The sequence below is a fragment of the Bacillus sp. CCB-MMP212 genome (assembly GCF_022748145.1).
In the GTDB taxonomy this organism is placed as follows: Bacteria; Bacillota; Bacilli; order Bacillales; family Bacillaceae_G; genus Bacillus_A; species Bacillus_A cereus.
The window spans coordinates 77,928-99,489 of record NZ_JALDQE010000011.1 but is presented as its reverse complement, the minus strand read 5'-3'; the positions used below and the strand labels follow the sequence as shown (position 1 = coordinate 99,489).

Genomic DNA, 21,562 nt, shown 5'->3' with positions numbered 1-21,562 from the left:
CTCCTGTTTTTTCGTTCAATTACTTTGTTTCTGGTTGAAACTTGTATGGAATGGCTACTTCTAACAAAGATTCAAATCCTCCGTCATAGTATGAGAAGCGCTCATTCGCAATTGTTCGATCCACCCACTCTATTGCAGAAATTTCACCTTCATCTTCCGCAATAAGTTCACCTTTTACTACATTCGCTCGGAATGTAAAAAATAGCGCATGATTCCCTGATTCTTCAAAGAATTTTTCATTAATCGCAACAAGTCCAGCTAACGCAGCAGTTAAACCTGTCTCTTCTTTCACTTCTCTTATTAGTGCTTCCTCTAATATTTCACCTTTTTCCACAGCCCCGCCTGGCAATGACCAAACGTTTTGTTCTACATTATGTACCATTAATATTTTATCTGTTTCTTCGTCATGTATTAGTGCATATACGACATCAACTCTTTGCATGTTGCATTTCCCCTTCAATTAACTCATCCATTGTAAATAAGGAGTGCAACTGCAATCCATCTTCTAATAAGTTATCTCTTCCTTCTTTTGTTCGTTCAATCACACCTAGAACATGATTAACTTTCGCACCTAGTTCTCTTAAATCTTTCGTGCTTAATAATATTTGACCGCCTGTCGTAATGACATCTTCAACAACACAAACATTTTTCCCAGCAATATCAACACCCTCTGCCAACTTACATGCGCCGTACTTCTTCGCTTCTTTTCTTACAAATACGACTGGTATACCTGTTTGTAAAGATAATGCCGTTGCTACTGGAATTCCTCCCATCTCTAAACCAGCGAGTGCTTCTGTATCAGGAGGAATGAGCTCTTTCAACTGTTTAGTAATTTCTAATAACAGTACTGGATTAGATTCAAATAAGTACTTATCAAAGTATTGATTTGATACTTGTCCTGATCGAAGTTTAAATGTTCCCGTTAAACGTGACGTATTGTAAATTTCCTTTGCTAACTCCCATTTCTCCATTCCTTGTCTCCCCTTTACACACAAATTAACTCATTCTATCATATTTGTAATTATTTGCATATTCCCAAAATACAAATAAAAAGAGTCGATTCCTAAGAATCGACTCTTCCTATTAATTCATCACTAACTCAGCTGTGAGCTTTTTTTTTAACTTAGCCAGCATGTCAGTTGTCATTTTATCTAAATCGTATTCTGCTTTGAAGCCCCACTCTTTCATTGCTGCTGTTGCATCAATAGAGTTTGGCCAGCTATCAGCGATTGTTTGACGAGCTGGATCTACTGCATAATCCATTGTAAACGTCGGAATGTGTTTACGAATTGACGCTGCAATTTGCTCTGGCTCGAAGCTCATTGCTGTAATGTTAAATGCATTTCTATGCACTAGCTTACTTGGATCAGCTTCCATTAATGAAATGATCGCTTGTAAAGCATCAGGCATATACATCATGTCCATGTATGTTCCTTCAGCAATGTATGAGGTGTATGCACCTTTTTTAATCGCCTCATAATAAATTTCAACTGCATAATCAGTTGTTCCGCCTCCTGGAGGAGCTACGTAAGAAATTAAACCTGGGAAACGGACACCGCGCGTATCTACGCCAAATTTTTGATGATAATAATCACACAGTAATTCTCCTGCTACTTTGTTTACCCCATACATCGTAGTAGGACGCTGAATTGTATCTTGCGGTGTATTATCTTTTGGCGTCGATGGACCGAATGCACCGATAGAACTTGGCGTGAAGAACTTACAGTTTAATTCACGAGCTGCTTCTAGAGCATTTACAAGTCCACCCATATTTAAATTCCATGCAAATAACGGATTTTTTTCTGCTGTTGCTGAAAGTAAAGCTGCTAAATGAATAATTGTATCTACTTCATTACGCTTTGCGATATCATGTAGTTTTTGTCCATCTGTTACATCTAACGTTTCAAATGGACCAGACGTTACTACTTCACTGTCTGTTTCACGAATATCTGTTGCAATAACATTTGATGCGCCGTATACATCACGAAGTTTCATTACTAGTTCAGAACCAATTTGCCCTAAAGAACCGGTTACTAGAATTTTTTTCATTTTCCCCACTCCTCATTTGCAAGCTATTCAAAAGATGTCGTTACTTAAATGATGCCCATTTCTTTCCCTACTTTTTCATACTTACGAATTGCTTCATCTAACATTTCTTTCGTATGAGCTGCTGTAGGCATATTACGAACACGACCTGTTCCTTTTGCTACAGTTGGGAACACGATAGATTTTGCGTATACGCCTTCTTCATTTAGACGTTTACTAAATTCTTGTGTTAATACTTCGTCCCCAATAATACAAGGTGTAATTGGCGTTTCACTTTCCCCAATGTTAAAGCCAAGTTCTTTTAACCCTTGTTTTAAATAGCGACCATTTTCCCATAGACGATCATGTAACTCTGTGCTTTCCATTAAGATTTCAATTGATCTCATGCAAGCTGCCGCATCAGCTGGTGTTAATGCTGTAGAGAATAAGAATGGACGTGAACGAACTTTTAACCAGTCAATTAAGTTTTGTTTCCCTGCTACATATCCACCAATTACCCCAATTGCTTTTGATAATGTACCAATTTGGAAATCAACTTTATCAGAAAGACCGAAGTGCTTTACAGTTCCTGCACCTTTTCCAAGTACACCTGAACCGTGTGCATCATCTACGTATGTCATTAAATCTAACTCTTCTGCAATCTCAACAATTTCTGGTAGTTTTGCAACATCTCCATCCATTGAGAAAACACCGTCTGTAATTACCATTAATTTATTATAAAGACCTGATTCTTTCGCCGCGATTGCTTTTTGGCGTAAATCTTCCATATCAGAATGTTTATAAACAATAATTTTTGCTTTTGATAGACGACTACCGTCAATAATAGATGCATGATTTAATTCGTCTGAAAGAATCGCATCATTTTTATCCATAACAGCTGAAATCGCTGCCATATTACAGTTAAATCCTGATTGATAAGCAATCGCTGCTTCTGTATGTTTAAACTTTGCAATTGTTTCTTCTAACTTAATATGCAAATCTAAAGTACCGTTAATTGTACGAACAGCCCCTGCTCCAACACCGTACTTATGAATAGCACCAATTGCTGCTTCTTGCAAACGGCTATCTGTTGCTAATCCAAGATAGTTGTTTGAAGATAAGTTAATATATTCTTTTCCGCCAATTGTAATGATTGGTCCATTCGAACTCTCAAGCGGATCAATTACGTTATAAAGCCCCTTTGATTTTAAATCCTCTAAATTTTCTTCTAAAAATTTCGCAAGTGTTTTACTAGACATTGTGAAGCCTCCCATCGTTCATGTAAGCGGATTATTGTCTTAATAGTTCTAATAATCCCTCTACTAGCTTAACACGTTTTCAGAATTTATTATAGAAAAATAGTTTAAAGTAACCGCTTACAATTCTAGATTATATATGATTCATTACAATAAATCTATCATTTACTTTTCATATTTGATAGAATTAAAAAAATATTTAGGGAGGCTTCAAACATGGCATTTACAGAATCTGATGTATACAATAACACAGCATTTTTCGAACAATATATGAAACGAAGATACCGAGAAAATAGCCCAAATGAATCCATTGAAAAACCAGTATTCTTTCAGCTCATTGGTCATGTGCAAGGAAAACAAATTCTCGATTTAGGCTGTGGTGATGCTAAGTTTGGTGCGGAATTATTAGAGAAGGGATGCTACTCTTACACCGGCATTGAAGGCTCCGAGCTTATGTATGGAAAAGCTAAAAAACAACTAGAAAATAAAAATGGATCTGTTCATTTTTTAAACCTCAAAGATTATACCTATCCCTCTTCCACTTTTGATTTAGTAACCTCTAGACTCGCCTTACATTATATTGAACATCTTGATATCATTTTTCAAAATGTGTTTCAAACTTTAAAAACAAATGGCACCTTTACCTTTAGTGTTCAACATCCCGTTATTACTTCTTCATTTGAAAGCTTACAAACAAGTGGTAAAAGAACGAGTTGGCTCGTCGATGATTATTTTAAACTAGGCAAACGGGTTGAACCATGGATTGACCAAGAAGTTATTAAATATCATCGTACAACGGAAGAGTATTTCACATTATTACAGCAAGCCGGATTTACCATTACATCATTAAAAGAAGCTACACCAAATCCAACCTATTTTCAAGATGAAGAAGAGTATAAACGTCGCTTACGTATTCCTCTCTTCCTGTTATTTTCTTGTACCAAATAAAAAAAACGATGACTCACTCATCGTTTTTTTATCTCATTGCCTGAGCAACTTCTTTAACTACACGTCTTCCTCTTCCGTGAGGGATACAAAGCGGTGTTCCAAACAACGGATCCGTACTAATTTGACACTCCATTCGGAATACATCACGTACTAGTTTCTCATCTACCACTTCTTCAGGTTTACCTTGTGCATATATTTGTTTATCTTGAATTGCTACAATGTTATCTGCATAGCGGCATGCTAAATTCAGATCATGTAATACCATAATAATTGTTCTTTGTTCTGTTTCATTTAATTCGAATAATAAATCTAGCACTTCAATTTGGTGAGTCATATCTAAGTATGTAGTTGGCTCATCCAGTAAAATGATATCTGTATCTTGTGCAAGTGTCATTGCGATCCAAGCACGTTGACGCTGCCCACCTGAAAGAGCATGCACATCACGCTCAGCAAATTCTGTCATACCTGTTGCTGCAAGTGCCTTCTGTACCATTTCCTCGTCTTTTTCTGACCATTGCTTCAGCCATGTTTGATATGGATAGCGTCCTTGCTTTACAAGTTGTAATACTGTAAGTCCTTCTGGTGCTTGTGGTCCTTGCGGTAAAATCGCCATTTGACGAGCAATTTGCTTCGTTTGCATACTTTGAATTGCTTGATTATCTAACAAAATATCACCATTTGTTGGCTTTAATAATCTGGCTAGTGAACGTAATAAAGTTGATTTCCCACAACCGTTAGAACCGATAAAAATTGTAATTTCTCCTTTTGGAATTTCTAAGTTCAGCTCATCAATAATAATTGTTTCACCATAAGACAACGTCAAGCGTTTCGTCTCCAATGCTTTTTGCATATTCATCTCCCTTTATGAATTCCGACTTTTATAAAGTAAATAAATGAAATAAGGTGCACCAATTGCTGATGTAAATACCCCTGCTGGAATTTCAAGTGGTGTGAAAATTGTACGCCCTATTAAATCTGCAGCAAGTACTAGAATTGCACCGACAATAGCTGCAACTGGGAGTAATGCACCGTATAAAGAACCAACTAATCTTCGTGAAATATGAGGTGCCATTAAACCGACAAATCCAATCCCTCCGGCAAAAGCTACCGCACCACCAATTAAAGCTGTACTAAGTAATAACATAAATACACGCGACTTCGTTAAAGGAACCCCAAGTCCTACCGCTATATCATCCCCTAGCTCTTGTGCATTTAAATGCCTAGCTGCGATAAATGATATTACTGTTAAAATGAGAACCCAAGGCGCAAGTACCATAACATTTTGCCAAGAAGAGCCGTAAACGGTACCCGTAATCCATACATTCGCTTGGCTCGCTTGATAAATTGGTGCTAGCAACATAAATAATGTTGTCGCCGCCTTCGTTAATGCCCAAAATCCAACACCAATTAAAACGAGACTAATTGGTGATAACCCATCATTTTTCCATGCAAATAAGTATACAAAAACCGCTACAATCGTTGCTCCTGCAAAAGCTGCGAGCGGCATATAATGAATACTTACCGTTAGTGCATTATTTTTATCACTAAATAGCGCTAAAAATAATACAACTGCGACACTTGCCCCGCCCGTAATCCCGATGATATCAGGAGAAGCAAGTGGATTTCGAACGAGCCCTTGTAAAATACAGCCCGCTACCGCAAGCGCAATTCCTACGAGGATAGCAATTAAAATACGTGGCATACGAAACTTATTTACAACCATATTTGACATTGCATCGCCATTTCCGGTAATTGCTTGCCATACGTCATAAGGAGCAATTTTCATGTCTCCCATACCTGCGCTCGCAAAGAATAATCCTATTAAAACAACTAGTAAACTTAACAAGACGAGACAAGCTCGTTTATACATTAAAAACGAGAGCTCGCCTTTTCCTATACGAAACGGAATATATTTCTTCATTTGCTAAGCCCTCTCTTACGTGCAATATAAATAAAGAACGGTGCTCCAATAAATGCTGTCATAACTCCTACTGGTACTTCTTGTGGCATAATGACATATCTTGCTGCTATATCAGCCAATATTAGTAGTATTGCCCCTAACAATCCGCTATAAGGTACTCTCCATCTGTGGTCAACTCCAACAAGAAATCTAGCAAAATGCGGAGTAATAATTCCAATAAATCCAATTGGACCAGCAACCGCAACTGAACCACCAGACAACAGTACAATAATAAGTAACACGAATGATTTCATTAAAATTGTTCGTTGTCCAAGTCCTTTCGCGACGTCTTCTCCCATCATCAATGTATTTACTTTCCCTGCCATCATAAGAGATGCAATCCATCCTATTAATAAATATGGGAATACAGATTGTAAAATTTCTAACTTTCTCCCTTGCACAGATCCAGCAAGCCAAAATAATACCTCTTCAAGTGCTTTTTCATTTAACACAAGTAATCCTTGTGTTAATGATGAAAATAACGCACTAATTGCGACCCCTGCTAACGTTAACTTAAGAGGAGTAGTCCCTTCTTTTCCTAAAGAACTAGAAGCAAATACAAGTACAGCTGCAACCGCAGCTCCTAAAAAGGCAATCCATGTGAAAGCTGATAATGATGTTACTGAAAAGATTACAATTGCTACAACTATGAAGAACGCAGCACCTGAATTTAATCCAATAAAATCTGGAGAAGCAAGTGGATTCTTAGTTAAAGTTTGCATAAGACAACCCGCGATGGCTAAACTAGCACCAACACTTGCTGCTATAAGTGCCCTTGGAAGGCGCACATTTTGAATAATAATATGTTCATTAGAACCATTAAAATGGAAAAAAGCATCTAGCGCTAATTTCCAGCTCGTATTTGTATATCCGAAAATAATACTTCCCCAAATACAAATAACGACTGCAATGATTCCAACAAATAATCCAATCCATTTTGCTTGATTTGTTTTTAATAACATGCAGCGTTTCCCCTTCAATGTATAATGATACGTTGTAAGTGTATTTCAACTTAATTCTTATTGTCAACGGAAATGAGAATTATTTTCAACCATATGTATTGACAATCAAAAGATAAAGGCTTAATATCATGCTTGCTATTGAAAAATATTCTCAACATGTAGGGGGTACATAATGAATTTCATGCGAAAAAAATCGTTTACAGTATTTGTATTTTTACTAGCATTTTCAATGCTTTTAAGCGCTTGTGGAAAATCAAATAACAAAGAAGAATCTACAAAAGAAGATAATAAAAAAGAAGTGGTTACTGTAGAACATGCAATGGGTAAAACAGAAGTTCCTGCTAATCCAAAACGTGTAGTTATCTTAACAAATGAAGGAACTGAAGCTTTACTTGAATTAGGTGTGAAACCAGTTGGTGCTGTAAAGTCTTGGACGGGTGACCCATGGTATCCACATATTAAGGATAAAATGAAAGATGTAAAAGTTGTTGGTGATGAAGGACAAGTTAACGTTGAAACAATTGCTTCTTTAAAACCAGACTTAATTATCGGTAACAAAATGCGTCACGAAAAAGTGTACGAACAACTAAAAGCAATTGCACCTACTGTGTTCTCAGAAACATTACGTGGGGAATGGAAAGATAACTTCAAATTTTATGCAAAAGCATTAAATAAAGAAAAAGAAGGTCAAAAAGTTGTAGCTGATTACGAATCACGTATGAAAGATTTAAAAGGCAAACTTGGCGATAAAGTAAATCAAGAAATCTCTATGGTTCGTTTCATGCCTGGTGATGTTCGTATTTATCATGGCGATACATTCTCTGGTGTTATTTTAAAAGAACTTGGATTTAAACGTCCTGGCGATCAAAACAAAGATGATTTTGCAGAGCGTAACGTATCTAAAGAGCGTATTTCTGCTATGGATGGTGACGTATTATTCTACTTCACATTCGATAAAGGAAATGAGAAAAAAGGATCTGAACTAGAAAAAGAATACATAAACGATCCTCTATTTAAAAATTTAAATGCCGTAAAAAATGGTAAAGCATACAAAGTCGACGATGTTATTTGGAATACAGCTGGCGGTGTAATGGCTGCTAACCTATTACTAGATGATATCGAAAAGCGCTTTGTTAAATAATTTCATTCTAACCAGCTCTCTCTTTGATGGAGCTGTTTTTTTCATTTCACTGAAGTGTCACATTATTTCATTTTGTATTTTTATTCCCAATATGTTATATTATAAAAGTAAATAGAATATATTTTCTCTATATCAGAATAGATGTTGTAATCTAAATTTTCTGATTAATCACTATTTTATTTTCTTTTAGAATTCAATTATTACATTTGAAAACGCTTATCATCTCGTTTTCAGGGCAAAATACAGTAACGGTTGAAGAAAAATAGAACTTTTTTAGAAATTTTCTTTCTATTTCCATATAATTCTATTGACTTCTAAATATTTTGTAAATTAAAATGATTACATAAATATCCGTTATACAGGATTAGGGGGAAACAAAAATGGATGCAGCTTTAAAATTAGACAAAGCTGGAGAGCAACAATCACCAAAAAAACATCCACCAGGGTTGTATTTGTTGTTCTTAACAGAAATGTGGGAAAGATTTAGTTATTATGGAATGCGTGGCCTTTTAGTTCTTTATTTAACAACTGCTGCTGTTAGTGGTGGGTTAGGATTTGATAAGGCAGTCGCAGTGCAATTATATGGTACTTTTACAGCGGCAGTATATTTCATGCCAATTATAGGCGGATGGCTAACTGATCATTATATCACAAGACGTCATGCCATTACTCTCGGCGGAATTATTATGGCAATCGGCAACTTTGTACTATTCTCAATGAATACAAAAACAGGACTATTTCTAGGATTAATACTATTAGTTATTGGTAATGGGTTCTTCAAACCAAATATTTCTACACTGTTAGGTGAATTGTATGGTGAAAATGATTCACGTCGTGACAGTGCATTTACTATCTTCTATATGGGTATTAACGTAGGTGCTTTCTTCGCTCCACTTATTTGTGGATTTTTAGCAGAAGATTTCTTTAAAACAAGCGTTGATGGCGTTATGGTTATGGGATATAAATACGGATTCTTAGCAGCTTGTATCGGTATGATTATTGGACAAATTGTTTTCAACTTATTAGCTCCTCGCTACCTTGGTACAGCAGGAACAACAATTGTTGGTAAAAAAACAAAAAATCAACCTGCAATCGAAAAGAAACCTTTAACAAAACAAGAAAAAAATCGCACTTGGGCAATTGTAATTTTAACTTGTTTCGTAGTATTCTTCTGGGCAGGCTTTGAACAAGCTGGTAGTTCTTTAACACTTTATACAGATAAATTTGTTGATCGTACAATTTTTGGATGGGAAGTTCCAACATCTTGGTTCCAATCCGTTAATCCAGCGTTCATCGTACTCCTTGCACCATTCGTATCTATGCTATGGTTAAAACTTTCTAAATCAAAGCGTGGCGATTTAAAAATACCAACAAAAATGGCATTTGGTATGATTTTACTAGGTATAGGTTACCTGGTTTTAACATTAGCGGTTCTAAAAACTGGAAGTAGTGAAGCTGATATAACTGTTAAAGCAAACTTATTATTCATCGTTATCACTTATATGTTCCATACAATTGGAGAACTATTCTTATCACCAATCGGTCTATCAATGGTAAGTGCAATTGCACCTGTTAAATTAGCATCATTACTAATGGGTGTATGGTTAGCTGGTTCAGGTATGGCTAACTGGTTAGCTGGTAAACTTGCTTCCTTTACACAATCATTAGGATACCTTGAAGTATTTGCAAGTATCGGTATTATCGTTATCGTCTTAGGACTTGTACTCCTTCTCTTCTCTAAAAAAGTTGCGAGTATGATGGAATAACACACAAAAAGACGCTTCTAAAATTAGAAGCGTCTTTTTTATTATTTCTCCTCTAAAGCTGTCACGTCCACATGAACGCTCTCACCAGGATTAGATACATCATACACTTGAGCACTCCCCTTCTGCTCATCACAGCTCTCAATCCATACTGGTACGCCCTCATATGTAACGTCAATTCTACTTGAAGAAGATAAGATTTGTTTCACACGTTTCACATCCATACTAATATCCCTCCTTTTGCTTACTACACTCCTTTCTATTTTTTCTTTTCCTTTTAGAATATATTCCGTAAAGCAGCATGTTGATTGATAGTCATTTCTTCCTCACATGCTAATATTTACTCTCTCGCTACCTTTCTGACAAATAAAAAAAGACGTATATTCTACACGTCTTTTTCCATAATATTCAAATTTTAAGAAAATAATGTTTTTACTACCGCACTTACTTTATCATTATGGATTTGGTAATACACTTCTAATCCTCGTCTTTCAAAGCGCACTACTTTATTTTGCTTTAACTTCGTTAAATGTTGTGAAACCGTTGATTGCGGAATTTCTAATACTTCCTGTAGTTGTGTTACATTACATGTTCCTCTTTGCATAAGTTCCATTACTAGACGTAGACGAAGTGGGTGAGCTAACGCTCTTAACATTTGTACATCTTCTTCTGAAATACGACATTCGAATTGATTTTGGCTCATAAAGTTCCCCTCATTTTCGTTTTTATTTGCGTTTTTATGTTCTTTTTATTTATTTATATATCTGTTCTTATATTTCCTGTTACGACATAACTTTATCAACCTATAAAGCCGAAAAATTTTTCCATTTTCATCAACAAAAATTCAGGAAAAAATCCTTGTTGATTTTGAATATTATACTATATGATATAACGAAAAAGCAAAATAATGGCCTACGAATACTTTGCTTGCAAACGTTGTTTTATCAGGCTTTTTGTTATATTTTCACCTCATTGAAATGCACAGTAACGGTATTGTAAAATACCGTCTATAATTGATAACCTATCGTAATGTAGCTGAACTATACTTAACCTTTTTGTTACGCTAAAAGGAATTTTCAGTAAAAAGAGATGATGTGGTATTAAAAATTTGTTTCTAATTTTTTATTCGTATTGCAAGCGGTTGGACTGTTGTGCAAAACTTCCTATTAAATCCACTCACCATTCCTCCCTCACTAGATCAAACAGGACAAATCAGTTCATATATCAAACTTTATACTCGATATAAAAGATGGCATCTAATATACACCTATAAGGAACATGCCATCTGAATAAGCAAAATAATATGCAAATAACTTATACAGCACACTTAAATTCATTTGAGTGTGTTTTTTGTCCACTTTATGAACAAAGCTTTTCTTTTAACACTATTATGGAATAATTATACTTTTTTACGTTGACAATAGTGTTGAAGGAGAATATACTAAGCATGTAAGTTGATTGTGAATAGTTTCACAAATAATGTGAATTTCTTCACATATAATAGATAGGAGTTGTCATTATTATGAGTACTTGGACACAAATTTATGACCCATTAAACAATATTTGGTTATCTGCACTAATCGCAGCACTTCCAATCTTTTGTTTCATCATTTGTTTAATGGGATTCAAAATGAAAAGTTACATGGCTGGTCTTTATAGTGTGATTGTCGCTATTATCCTTGCAATATTTGTTTATAAAATGCCAGCAACAGTAGCTGTAGCATCTGCCGGGTTCGGTGTTTTATCTGGATTTTATCCAATTTGTACTATCGTTATCGCTGCAATTTTCCTTTACAAATTAACTGTTAAAACAGAGCAATTCAATATTATTCGCGATAGTATTTCAAGCATTACAAATGATCAACGTTTACAAGTGTTATTAATCGCTTATTCTTTCGGTGCTTTCTTAGAAGGCGCAGCTGGTTTAGGGGTTCCAGTTGCTATTACAGCTGCACTACTTGTAGGTATGGGATTTAACCCATTAAAAGCAGCAGGTATCTGTTTAGTAGCTAATATCGCTGGTGGTGCTATGGGTGCTATGGGTATTCCAGTTACAGTACCAGCACAATTAACTGAACTTGACGCATTAACTATCGGTCGTCAAACTGTTCTTATTTTACCTTTCATTAGTATCATCTTACCTTTCTTACTTGTTTCAATGGTCGATGGAATTAAAGGTATTAAAGAAACTTGGCAAGGTATTCTTGTAAGTGGTGTTTCTTTCGCAATTACTCAGTTCCTTGTAACTTACTTCTTAGGTGCAGAACTTACTAACATTTTCGCAGCCGTTGTAAGTATGATTGCTCTTGCATTATTCTTACGTGTTTGGCAACCAAAATCTTCTACTAAAGAAGAAAAACAAGAAACTAAAGTATCACATACATTCAATCAAATTTTATATGCTTGGTCTCCATTCGTATTCTTAACTGCATTTGTAACAATCTTTAACTTAAAACCGATTAAAGCTTTATTTGCTCCAGATGGTGCGTTAGCAAACTTAGTATTTAACATTCAGTTCCCTGGTCTTCATAATGCTGTTATGAAAACTACACCAATTACAAAAGCTGATACACCTTTCGCAGCTGTTTTCAAATTCGATGTATTCTCTTCTACAACTACTGCGATTGTACTAGCAATTATCGTTTCACTTATCGTTTACCGCGTAAAAGGTAAAATGGTTAAAGAATTAATGATTGAAACAATGAAAGAATTAAAAGCTCCAGTATATACAATTTGTAGCGTTATCGCTTTAGCTTACGTAGAGAACTACTCTGGTATGTCGTCTACACTTGGACTTGCATTCTCTTCTACTGGTAATGCATTCCCAGTTCTTTCTCCAATCTTAGGATGGATTGGCGTATTCATTACAGGTTCAGTAGTTTCAAGTGGTTCTTTATTCGCACCACTTCAAGCAGTAACAGCAGACCAGTTAAACATCGTTCCTTCTACACTCGTTGCCTTAAACGTAGTAGGTGGTACAATGGCAAAAATGGTTTCACCACAATCTGTAGCAGTTGCTTGTGCCGCAGTTGGACTAGTTGGGAAAGAATCTGCTCTATTTAAAACAGCAATGAAATACAGTTTAATCTTCTTAGCTGTTATTAGCTTACTTCAATTAAACGCTGTATTTAATATCTTTTAAAAATAAAACACCGATCCAAATGGATCGGTGTTTTTCACATTACATTTTTTTATTTTTTAATAAAGAAGCTCCAGCAATTTCAGGGTGAGTCATTTCGAATGGATCTAAAATAATATCCAATTCCTCTTCTGTCAGTACACCATGTTCTAAACATAACTCCCTAACAGATTTTCCTGTTTCAATTGCTTCACGTGCAATACGAGATGCTGCTTCATAACCAATATGAGGATTAACTGCTGTAATAATTCCAACACTTTTCTCAACATATTGCTTCAGCAATTCTTCATTTGCTGTAATTCCTTCAATACAATATTCACGGAATACACGGAATCCATTATTCATAATACTTATAGATTGAATTAAATTAAATACAAGCACAGGCTCCATTACGTTTAACTCTAATTGTCCTGCTTCTGATGCTAAGCAAATTGTATGATCGTTTCCGATTACTTGGAATGCGACTTGGTTAATCACTTCTGCCATAACTGGATTTACTTTACCTGGCATAATCGATGAACCCGGCTGACGTGCTGGCAATTGAATTTCAGCTAACCCAACACGTGGACCAGACGCCATAATACGAAGATCGTTTGCAATTTTAGACATGTTCATCATACATACTTTAAGTGCTGCAGATACTTCTGTGTATGCATCTGTATTTTGCGTTGCATCAACTAAATGCTCTGCACCAACAAGTGGGAATCCACTAAACGTTCTTAAATGTTTTACTACTTGTTCAATATACGTAGGATTTGCATTTAATCCTGTACCAACAGCTGTCGCCCCCATATTCACTTCATATAAATGTTGACGAGACTGTTTAATTCTTTTTATATCACGCGCAAGCACTCGGCTATACGCTTCAAATTCTTGCCCAAGGCGAATTGGAACTGCATCTTGTAAATGTGTGCGTCCCATTTTAATAACGTGATCAAACTCTTTTGCTTTTTTACGAAAAGCAGAATGAAGTTCTTCCATTGTAATAAGAAGCTTTTCTAACATCATAAGAGTTGCAATATGAATCCCTGTTGGAAACGCATCGTTCGTTGATTGGGCCATGTTCACATGAGTGTTTGGGCTAATTTTCGCATACGCCCCTTTTTCATATCCCATACGTTCTAACGCTCTATTCGCAATTACTTCGTTTGTATTCATATTAATAGAAGTTCCGGCTCCGCCTTGAATAGGATCCACGATAAATTGATCATGAAACTTTCCATCAACAATTTCTTGCGCTGCTTCTGCAATTTCATATCCAATGTCTTTAGCTAAGTAACCAGTATCTATATTCGCAAGCGCCGCCGCTTTTTTCACAATTGCCATTGCTGTAATGAGTGATGGATGAATGCGATATCCTGTAATTGGGAAGTTTTCTACGGCACGTAATGTTTGTACACCATAATAAGCTGCACTTGGTACTTCTTTTTCACCTAAAAAATCTTTTTCTATACGTATATCCTTCGTTGCTATCATTTTTATCACCTATACTTTTTCATTCTAAATCCTTATCCAAAAAATCCGCCCTCTAAAAACACGAGTATCATTCAGAAGAATTTTTCAGTATCCACCTTCACTATATAGCACCTTTTTTGAAAGCGCAAACATTTATTTTTCTGTATATCCTTTTTATTAAAGTTTATAGAAAATCATTCTTCTACTTTCCTTATTTCCACTCGTTTAATTTGATGCATATCCTTTTCAAGGACTTTAAAATAAAAACCGTGTTTCTCAATAACATCTCCTTCAGCAACGATTTGTTTTTGTACCATAATCCAGCCACCAATTGTATCTACATCATCAGCAATTAAATGTATGCCAAGCAAATCATTTACTTCACTAATAAGCACTTTTCCCTCTACGATTTTATACCCTTCACTTACATGCTCTATAGGTGGATTCTCATCTTCATCGTATTCATCTCGAATTTCTCCAACAATTTCTTCTAAAATATCTTCTAGTGTAACAATCCCTGCTGTACCACCATATTCATCATACAATACAGCTAATGGAATGTGTTTTCTTTGCATTTGTAATAGTAAATCATGAATTGGAATATTTTCTAGCACTTCAATAACTGGCCTTGTATATGGCATAATCGAGCACTCCTCGTCCCGATTCCCATCCATATAACGAATAAATAAATCTTTTACATTAACCATCCCAATAATTTCATCTTTATCTTCACCAAATACAGGATATCTCGTGTACTTTTCTTGTGCGATTACTTTAATATGTGTTTCAAATGGTTCGTCCTCATATAAGCCTACAACTTCCGTACGAGGTACCATAATTTCTTTTGCTACTCTATTATCAAATTCAAAAATATTATTTACATATTTAAATTCCCTTTGGTTAATCTCTCCGCTCTCATAGCTCTCAGATAAGATTAACCTTAATTCTTCTTCTGAATGAGCTACTTCATGTTCAGAAGCTGGATGTAATCCGAATAAACCAGTTACAACCCTCGCTGAACCATTCAAAGCCCAAATAAACGGATACATAACTCGGTAAAAATAAATAAGTGGTTTCGATAACAATAAGCTAACTTGTTCTGCTTTTTGTATAGCAAATGTCTTTGGAGCAAGTTCCCCAATGACAACATGTAAAAATGTAATTACTGCAAAGGCAATAATAAATGAAACTGTACTGGAAATTGCAGGTGAGAATTGTAATTTTAAAAACAACGGCTCGAGTAAGTGTTTAATAGTTGGTTCCCCTAACCACCCGAGCCCTAAAGCAGTAATTGTAATACCTAGCTGGCAGGCCGATAAATATTCATCTAAATTTGACGTTACCTTTTTAGCTGCCAGTGCACCTCGTCTTTTTTCGCTAACGAGTTGATCAATACGACTGCTACGTACCTTAATAATTGCAAACTCAACAGCCACAAAAAATGCTGTTAACCCAATAAGAATGACTACCATCAATAATTTTAAAATATCCACATATGTCCTTTAGCTTTCTTAGCTAAAGTTACACCTCCTTTTAAAAAGAAGTTTCACTTTAGTTTCTTCAATTATTGGAAAGCAACTCTATATAAAATCCACCAATTTTCAAACCTCATACAATTCTAAAGGTAAACCATCGGGATCTTGGAAAAAGACGAATTTCTTCTCCGTTATTTCATCAATACGGATCGATTCTGTCTCAACACCACATTGATTTAAATGCTTCACAGCTTCTTCTATATTTGTAACAGCAAATGCTAAATGTCTAAGACCTGCTGCTTCTGGAAAACTTTTGCGCTCAGGCGGATTTGGAAATGAAAATAATTCGATTTGATACTCTTCTCCTACACATAAATCTAATTTATAAGAATCTCGTTCCTTTCTATATACTTCATTCAGTTCTTTAAATCCTAATATTCTAGTATAAAAATCCTTTGACGTCTCATAATTCGAACAAATAATTGCAACGTGATGCACTCTACATATATTCATACTCTCTCTATTCCTTTCTTTACCAAAGATGCATATTCTCTCTTGAAATGAAAAACATATATAGCAGAATATCTCTTTTAGGGGGCTTATCATGAAATTCATTACTTTTTTCGTCGGACTAATTGTTGTTTTCTTGCTCGCTTATATTGCTAGCAATAATAAGAAGCATATTAAATTTAAACCAATTTTTATCATGCTTATTATACAGTTAATTTTAACCTATTTACTACTAAATACAGAAGTCGGCCTCATACTAATTAGAATCATTTCCAGTTTGTTTACCAAGCTACTCGAGTATGCTGCTGATGGAATAAATTTCGTATTTGGTGGTCTTGCAAATAAAGGTGAAATGCCATTTTTCCTTAATGTATTATTACCAATCGTCTTTATTTCTGTTTTAATTGGCATATTACAACATTTCAAAATACTACCATTTTTTATTCATTGGATCGGGTACTTTCTTAGTAAAATAAATGGTCTTGGGAAATTAGAATCTTACAACGCTATCGCCTCTGCCATTGTCGGCCAATCAGAAGTTTTTATTACAGTGAAAAAGCAATTAGCTCAAATTCCAAAACACCGTCTTTATACACTTTGTGCCTCTGCTATGTCAACCGTATCTATGTCTATCGTAGGTGCCTATATGACAATGATTGAACCTAAATATGTAGTAACTGCACTCGTTCTCAATTTATTTAGCGGTTTTATTATCGTACTCATCATTAACCCTTACGACGTTAAAGATGACGAAGATATTTTAGAAATCAAAGGTGAAAAACAGAGCTTTTTTGAAATGCTTGGAGAATACATTCTTGATGGTTTTCGTGTAGCCATTGTTGTCGGCGCTATGCTCATCGGATTCGTCGCATTAATTAGTTGTATTAATGACCTGTTCCTCATTATATTCGGTATTACGTTCCAACAATTAATCGGCTATGTATTTGCACCTATCGCATTCCTTATCGGTGTACCAAGTTCTGAAATTGTCGCAGCTGGCAGCATTATGGCAACGAAGCTTGTAACGAATGAATTTGTTGCAATGATGGACCTCAGTAAAATTTCTAATAGCCTTTCTCCCCGTACAGTTGGTATTATTTCTGTTTTCCTTGTGTCTTTTGCCAATTTCTCTTCCATTGGTATTATTTCAGGTGCGGTAAAAGGACTAAACGAGGAACAAGGAAACGTTGTCGCGAGGTTTGGCCTTAAATTACTATATGGAGCTACTCTCGTTAGCATTTTATCTGCAATTATCGTAAGCATTATGTTGTAATTAGGTAAAATTTTATCATTTTCTTATCCCTATCTTTTGTATACAATAACGAATAGATGTCTTATAAATAATCAAGACATCTATTTTTTATACATGTACAATCGCTTTTATTTAGCGTAAAATATTTTTTATGTGTTTGAATACACTTCTAAATGTATACACTTTGATAGTTTTAAAGGAGAAAAAATGATGAAATCCGACACGAACAACAATACGCGAGCCAAAAAAGGACGCTCAAAGAAAAAACGCCTACTTTGGTTCCTTCTTATTCCATTACTAATTGTAGCACTTGGAGCAGGAGGCTACTCCTTCCATATATACAGTAAAGCAAAGTCCGTCTTAAATAATGCTTATGCTGAACTAGGTCGAGGAGATAAGTCCAGCAAACGTGAAAAAGCTGTTAAACCTATGACCGACAACATTTCCGTACTTATTATGGGTGTTGATGAAAGTGAAATTAGGGAAAAAGGTTATGGAAAAGCGACTCGAACAGATGCGTTATTACTTGCAACAATTAATAAAAACGATAAATCCGTTAAACTTGTAAGCATTCCACGTGACTCACGCGTCTACATTAAATCACGTGATAAATACGATAAAATTACACATGCGCACGTATTCGGTGGTGTAGACAGCACAATTGATACGGTAGAGAACTTTTTAGATGTTCCAGTTGATTACTATGTAAAATTCAACTTTAAATCCTTTATTAAAATTGTTGATTCTCTTGGTGGTATTACTGTAGACGTTCCAGTTGAGTTCACAGAGCAAAATAGTAAAGATGAAGCAGATGCAATTCATCTAAAAAAAGGACGTCAACATTTAAATGGAGAAGAAGCATTGGCGCTAGCTAGAACTCGTCATATCGATAGTGATTATATGCGTGGCCAACGACAACAGCTTGTATTAGAGGCCATTGCTGAAAAGGCACTATCTCTTAATTCCATTAATAAAATCGGTGGCCTACTAGACGCTGTCGATAAGGATTTAAAAACCAATTTAACGTTTGATGATATGATGACAATTACAAAAAATTCAATGGATTCAAATTTAAAGATGGAAAAAATGCAAGTAGAAGGTACAGATAAATATATAGGTGGTATTTATTATTACGTTCCAAATGAAAAAAGCGTCGACACTATTTCAACTACCCTTCAAAAACATCTCGGTGTTACGAATAAAAATGAACATAAAAAATTATAATAAAAAGGCTGCTAGATCTTTCTAGACAGCCTTTTTATTATATTTTTCAACATATTTTTCATACACATTGTGACAAGAAGTGACAATTATTACAGCGATGTAACATTTTTTATGAAAACATTACACACACAGTGAAAATAATAGTATACTAGTACGTACATAATGTTATTTTCATCATTTTTATACAAAAAATGTAATACATATATTTATACATAAATTTCTGGGGGGAAATAAATGAAGCTAAGTAAAATACTGATTGGTTCTGCAATTGCTGGGGGCATATTACTTTGTGTAGGCGGTGTTGGGGGATATAAATATGTATCCAAATTAAATAATCAATTAGATACTACTGCATTACCAAATACTACATTTGAAGGTATTTCTCTCGAAGGAAAAAATAAGAAAGATATTCAAGCAATTATTAATCAAAAGGTAACTGAGTTAGATCAAAAATCCCTTACCTACATATTCCAAAACGATAAACAAACTTACACATGGAAAGATTTAGGGATAAATTATAAAGAAAAAGATATTATTGACAAAATCTTCAAAGAACAAGAAGGAAACGTAATGAATCGTTACAAAATGCGTAAGCAAGCTGAAAACGGTGAATTAAAACGTGACTATAAATTAACACCACAATTAAATGCAACAGCTTATGAAACCTTTATAAAAGATAAATATAATGAAACATTAAAAAATCCTGTTAATGCAGAATTGAGTATTGAAGGCTCAACAGTAAATGTTAGTCAAAGCCAAAACGGAGAAAAAATTGATAAAGGGAAACTAAACGGTTTAACAAACGAAGCTATTACTACTGGTAAATCAGATGTTACATTGCCAGTTACATTTATAAAACCAGAACGTTCTACAGAAGACATACAGAAAATGGGTATTAAAGAAGTCATTGCTGAATATTCTACGCCAATGGCTGGCCGTAACGGAAATCAATCATTTAACGTAAATAAGTCAGCCAATACTTTAAGTGGGGTTATTGTCGCACCTGATGAAACATTTAGTTTTAATGGCCGCGTTGGCGTAACTGATGCTGCACATGGTTATAAATCTGCAGCAGTATATTCACAAGGTAAAGTAATACAAAGTGCAGGCGGAGGAGTTTGCCAAGTCAGTAGTACTTTATACAGCGCAGCTTTAAGGGCAGATTTAGGCATTGTTTCTCGAAGCAATCATTCTATGCCGGTAAATTATTTACCACTTGGGCAAGATGCAGCAGTAGCAGATTATGGTCCAGATTTAAAATTTAAAAATAATACGGGCAATCATATTTATATTCAAGCATTTTCAAATGGAGGTAGTATTACTACACGCATTTTCGGTACAAATACTGGTAAAAATGTTGAAGTTTCTTCTCAAGTAATTAGTAGGACTAGTGATAAAATCACAGCGGTTACGTATAAAAAAGTAACACAAAACGGGGCAGTAATATCAAATGGACAAATTTCAAAAAGCGTATATAAAAGCGCTCCAAAAGAATAGATAATATCAACCGAATAGCATAAAGAAAAAGGCGTGATTATATCACGCCTTTTTCTTTTGCAGTAATAGTAAAAAAGTTTCAAGATGGTCTTTCGTTTCTTCTAAAGACCACATACGATTGCCTTGCTTCGCAGCTAATACACACGCCTCTTCCCACGCGTTCTTTTTCTTCATATTTATTAATTCATCACGTAATTTCAAAACAATTTCTTCGTCTTCTTGTTCAATAAACTCTTCCATCACGCTTACTATTTCATCCTCATGAATACTTAACGTACAGTACGATTTAAGAAAGTATTGTAATGTCGTATACATAATGTACTCCCCCTTCTTATTTATCAGATGGATAAGAAGTAATAATCTTAAACCCTAATTCTCCTGACTTATCTCTTGCTAAAACAGTAACAGTTTTTACCAACTTGTCTTTTACACTCATATTTTTCTTTATTACCGTTTTTCCAACCGGGAATGAATGTGTTGTATTTAATACGAGACGAGCCTCTTTAGAATTTTTTAACCAGTCTTGAATTTCCTTATCATGCTGCTTCAAACTATCTTTTACAGCTTTCGTTGCTGTTTCCTTGTCATAGTATGTACTTGCTGCTGATACTTTATCTGTCTTCAAGCGATTCTTCAAATCTTCTTCTGATTTGCCTACATGTCTTTCAATCGTATGACCATTTTTAGGTGGCCCTTCCATTTCATCTAAAATATTATCACTAATTTTTTCTACTGATGTCGATTGATTCCCTGTTTGTTTCTCTGTTTTTTGTTCTTTTCCTGCACATCCACTTAAGATCAGCATTAGTGCCAATAAACCACTCAAGAAAAGACTACTTATTCGTTTCATCATATCACCTCTTTCATGATTATTATCGCAACTTCACTAAAAGTCAATTTCACAACGAAAAAATCTATCAGTTTTCATTTTTTCCATATATTTTCCATATTTACC

21 protein-coding genes are annotated in these 21,562 nt (G+C 35.0%); 7 read left to right on the top strand and 14 right to left on the bottom strand.

The window, feature by feature from the left end; genetic code table 11:
• Positions 1-19: 19 nt before the first annotated feature.
• The 4 genes from MRP26_RS24590 to MRP26_RS24575 form a co-directional block, all read right to left on the bottom strand.
• Positions 20-442, bottom strand: coding sequence for an NUDIX hydrolase (locus tag MRP26_RS24590; RefSeq protein ID WP_053565263.1), 423 nt, complete (start codon positions 440-442; stop codon positions 20-22).
• The gene (gene pyrE / locus MRP26_RS24585; RefSeq protein WP_197241434.1) at positions 429-971 is read right to left on the bottom strand and encodes an orotate phosphoribosyltransferase; all 543 of its coding nucleotides are present in this window, start codon (positions 969-971) and stop codon (positions 429-431) included. Before pyrE ends, MRP26_RS24590 begins: the two co-directional genes overlap by 14 nt.
• Positions 972-1,083: 112 nt before the next feature.
• Entirely contained in the window at positions 1,084-2,049 is a 966-nt protein-coding gene (locus MRP26_RS24580) for an L-threonine 3-dehydrogenase (protein WP_000723125.1), read from the bottom strand.
• A gap of 44 nt (positions 2,050-2,093) precedes the next feature.
• On the bottom strand, positions 2,094-3,284 hold the full coding sequence (locus MRP26_RS24575) for a glycine C-acetyltransferase (protein ID WP_000095906.1): 1,191 nt from the start codon (positions 3,282-3,284) through the stop codon (positions 2,094-2,096).
• Between the two features lie 213 nt (positions 3,285-3,497).
• Between MRP26_RS24575 and MRP26_RS24570 the strand changes: the two genes are divergently transcribed.
• Complete coding sequence (locus tag MRP26_RS24570) at positions 3,498-4,229, top strand: class I SAM-dependent DNA methyltransferase (protein WP_000885974.1); 732 nt, start codon at positions 3,498-3,500, stop codon at positions 4,227-4,229.
• 28 nt (positions 4,230-4,257) lie between these two features.
• Here MRP26_RS24570 and MRP26_RS24565 read toward each other — a convergent pair whose 3' ends face one another.
• The 3 genes from MRP26_RS24565 to MRP26_RS24555 are packed head-to-tail and all read right to left on the bottom strand — an operon-like array spanning position 4,258 to position 7,151.
• Positions 4,258-5,079 carry an ABC transporter ATP-binding protein gene (locus tag MRP26_RS24565; protein WP_197241433.1) on the bottom strand — a complete coding sequence of 274 codons (822 nt, stop codon included), beginning with the start codon at positions 5,077-5,079 and terminating at the stop codon, positions 4,258-4,260.
• Between the two features lie 12 nt (positions 5,080-5,091).
• On the bottom strand, positions 5,092-6,150 hold the full coding sequence (locus tag MRP26_RS24560) for a FecCD family ABC transporter permease (RefSeq protein WP_000760057.1): 1,059 nt from the start codon (positions 6,148-6,150) through the stop codon (positions 5,092-5,094).
• Entirely contained in the window at positions 6,147-7,151 is a 1,005-nt protein-coding gene (locus tag MRP26_RS24555; RefSeq protein ID WP_000925211.1) for a FecCD family ABC transporter permease, read from the bottom strand. Before MRP26_RS24555 ends, MRP26_RS24560 begins: the two co-directional genes overlap by 4 nt.
• A 172-nt stretch (positions 7,152-7,323) precedes the next feature.
• On the opposite strand from MRP26_RS24555, the gene MRP26_RS24550 reads away from it, so the two are divergent.
• Both MRP26_RS24550 and MRP26_RS24545 read left to right on the top strand, forming a co-directional pair.
• Complete coding sequence (locus tag MRP26_RS24550) at positions 7,324-8,292, top strand: ABC transporter substrate-binding protein (RefSeq protein WP_001010277.1); 969 nt, start codon at positions 7,324-7,326, stop codon at positions 8,290-8,292.
• Between the two features lie 380 nt (positions 8,293-8,672).
• Positions 8,673-10,058, top strand: a complete 1,386-nt coding sequence (locus MRP26_RS24545; protein ID WP_069354950.1) for a peptide MFS transporter — start codon at positions 8,673-8,675, stop codon at positions 10,056-10,058.
• 41 nt (positions 10,059-10,099) lie between these two features.
• Here the strand turns inward: MRP26_RS24545 and MRP26_RS24540 are convergent, their stop codons facing one another.
• Together MRP26_RS24540 and MRP26_RS24535 are read right to left on the bottom strand one after the other, a co-directional pair.
• Complete coding sequence (locus tag MRP26_RS24540) at positions 10,100-10,279, bottom strand: acid-soluble spore protein H (protein WP_000382679.1); 180 nt, start codon at positions 10,277-10,279, stop codon at positions 10,100-10,102.
• A gap of 191 nt (positions 10,280-10,470) precedes the next feature.
• Positions 10,471-10,758: an ArsR/SmtB family transcription factor gene (locus MRP26_RS24535; RefSeq protein WP_000081428.1), complete on the bottom strand. Its 288-nt coding sequence runs from the start codon at positions 10,756-10,758 to the stop codon at positions 10,471-10,473.
• An 819-nt stretch (positions 10,759-11,577) separates the two neighbouring features.
• Between MRP26_RS24535 and MRP26_RS24530 the strand changes: the two genes are divergently transcribed.
• A complete protein-coding gene (locus MRP26_RS24530) occupies positions 11,578-13,197 on the top strand; it encodes an L-lactate permease (RefSeq protein ID WP_016083562.1) in 1,620 nt (539 codons plus the stop codon).
• A 39-nt stretch (positions 13,198-13,236) separates the two neighbouring features.
• Here the strand turns inward: MRP26_RS24530 and aspA are convergent, their stop codons facing one another.
• The 3 genes from aspA to gloA2 form a co-directional block, all read right to left on the bottom strand.
• A complete protein-coding gene (gene aspA, locus MRP26_RS24525) occupies positions 13,237-14,670 on the bottom strand; it encodes an aspartate ammonia-lyase (RefSeq protein ID WP_075718941.1) in 1,434 nt (477 codons plus the stop codon).
• Positions 14,671-14,843: 173 nt separating this feature from the next.
• A complete protein-coding gene (locus tag MRP26_RS24520; protein ID WP_000353320.1) occupies positions 14,844-16,142 on the bottom strand; it encodes a hemolysin family protein in 1,299 nt (432 codons plus the stop codon).
• Between the two features lie 108 nt (positions 16,143-16,250).
• On the bottom strand, positions 16,251-16,637 hold the full coding sequence (gene gloA2 / locus MRP26_RS24515; RefSeq protein ID WP_001017676.1) for an SMU1112c/YaeR family gloxylase I-like metalloprotein: 387 nt from the start codon (positions 16,635-16,637) through the stop codon (positions 16,251-16,253).
• Positions 16,638-16,728: 91 nt separating this feature from the next.
• Between gloA2 and MRP26_RS24510 the strand changes: the two genes are divergently transcribed.
• The 3 genes from MRP26_RS24510 (at position 16,729) to MRP26_RS24500 (ending at position 20,607) form a co-directional block, all read left to right on the top strand.
• On the top strand, positions 16,729-17,907 hold the full coding sequence (locus MRP26_RS24510; RefSeq protein ID WP_000668875.1) for a NupC/NupG family nucleoside CNT transporter: 1,179 nt from the start codon (positions 16,729-16,731) through the stop codon (positions 17,905-17,907).
• A gap of 186 nt (positions 17,908-18,093) precedes the next feature.
• Complete coding sequence (locus MRP26_RS24505) at positions 18,094-19,110, top strand: LCP family protein (protein ID WP_002153524.1); 1,017 nt, start codon at positions 18,094-18,096, stop codon at positions 19,108-19,110.
• Positions 19,111-19,344: 234 nt separating this feature from the next.
• Positions 19,345-20,607, top strand: a complete 1,263-nt coding sequence (locus MRP26_RS24500; RefSeq protein WP_088022945.1) for a VanW family protein — start codon at positions 19,345-19,347, stop codon at positions 20,605-20,607.
• Between the two features lie 42 nt (positions 20,608-20,649).
• Here the strand turns inward: MRP26_RS24500 and MRP26_RS24495 are convergent, their stop codons facing one another.
• The gene (locus MRP26_RS24495) at positions 20,650-20,922 is read right to left on the bottom strand and encodes a hypothetical protein (protein WP_000288803.1); all 273 of its coding nucleotides are present in this window, start codon (positions 20,920-20,922) and stop codon (positions 20,650-20,652) included.
• Between the two features lie 16 nt (positions 20,923-20,938).
• Entirely contained in the window at positions 20,939-21,457 is a 519-nt protein-coding gene (locus MRP26_RS24490; RefSeq protein WP_000822706.1) for an RNase A-like domain-containing lipoprotein, read from the bottom strand.
• Positions 21,458-21,562 lie beyond the last annotated feature (105 nt).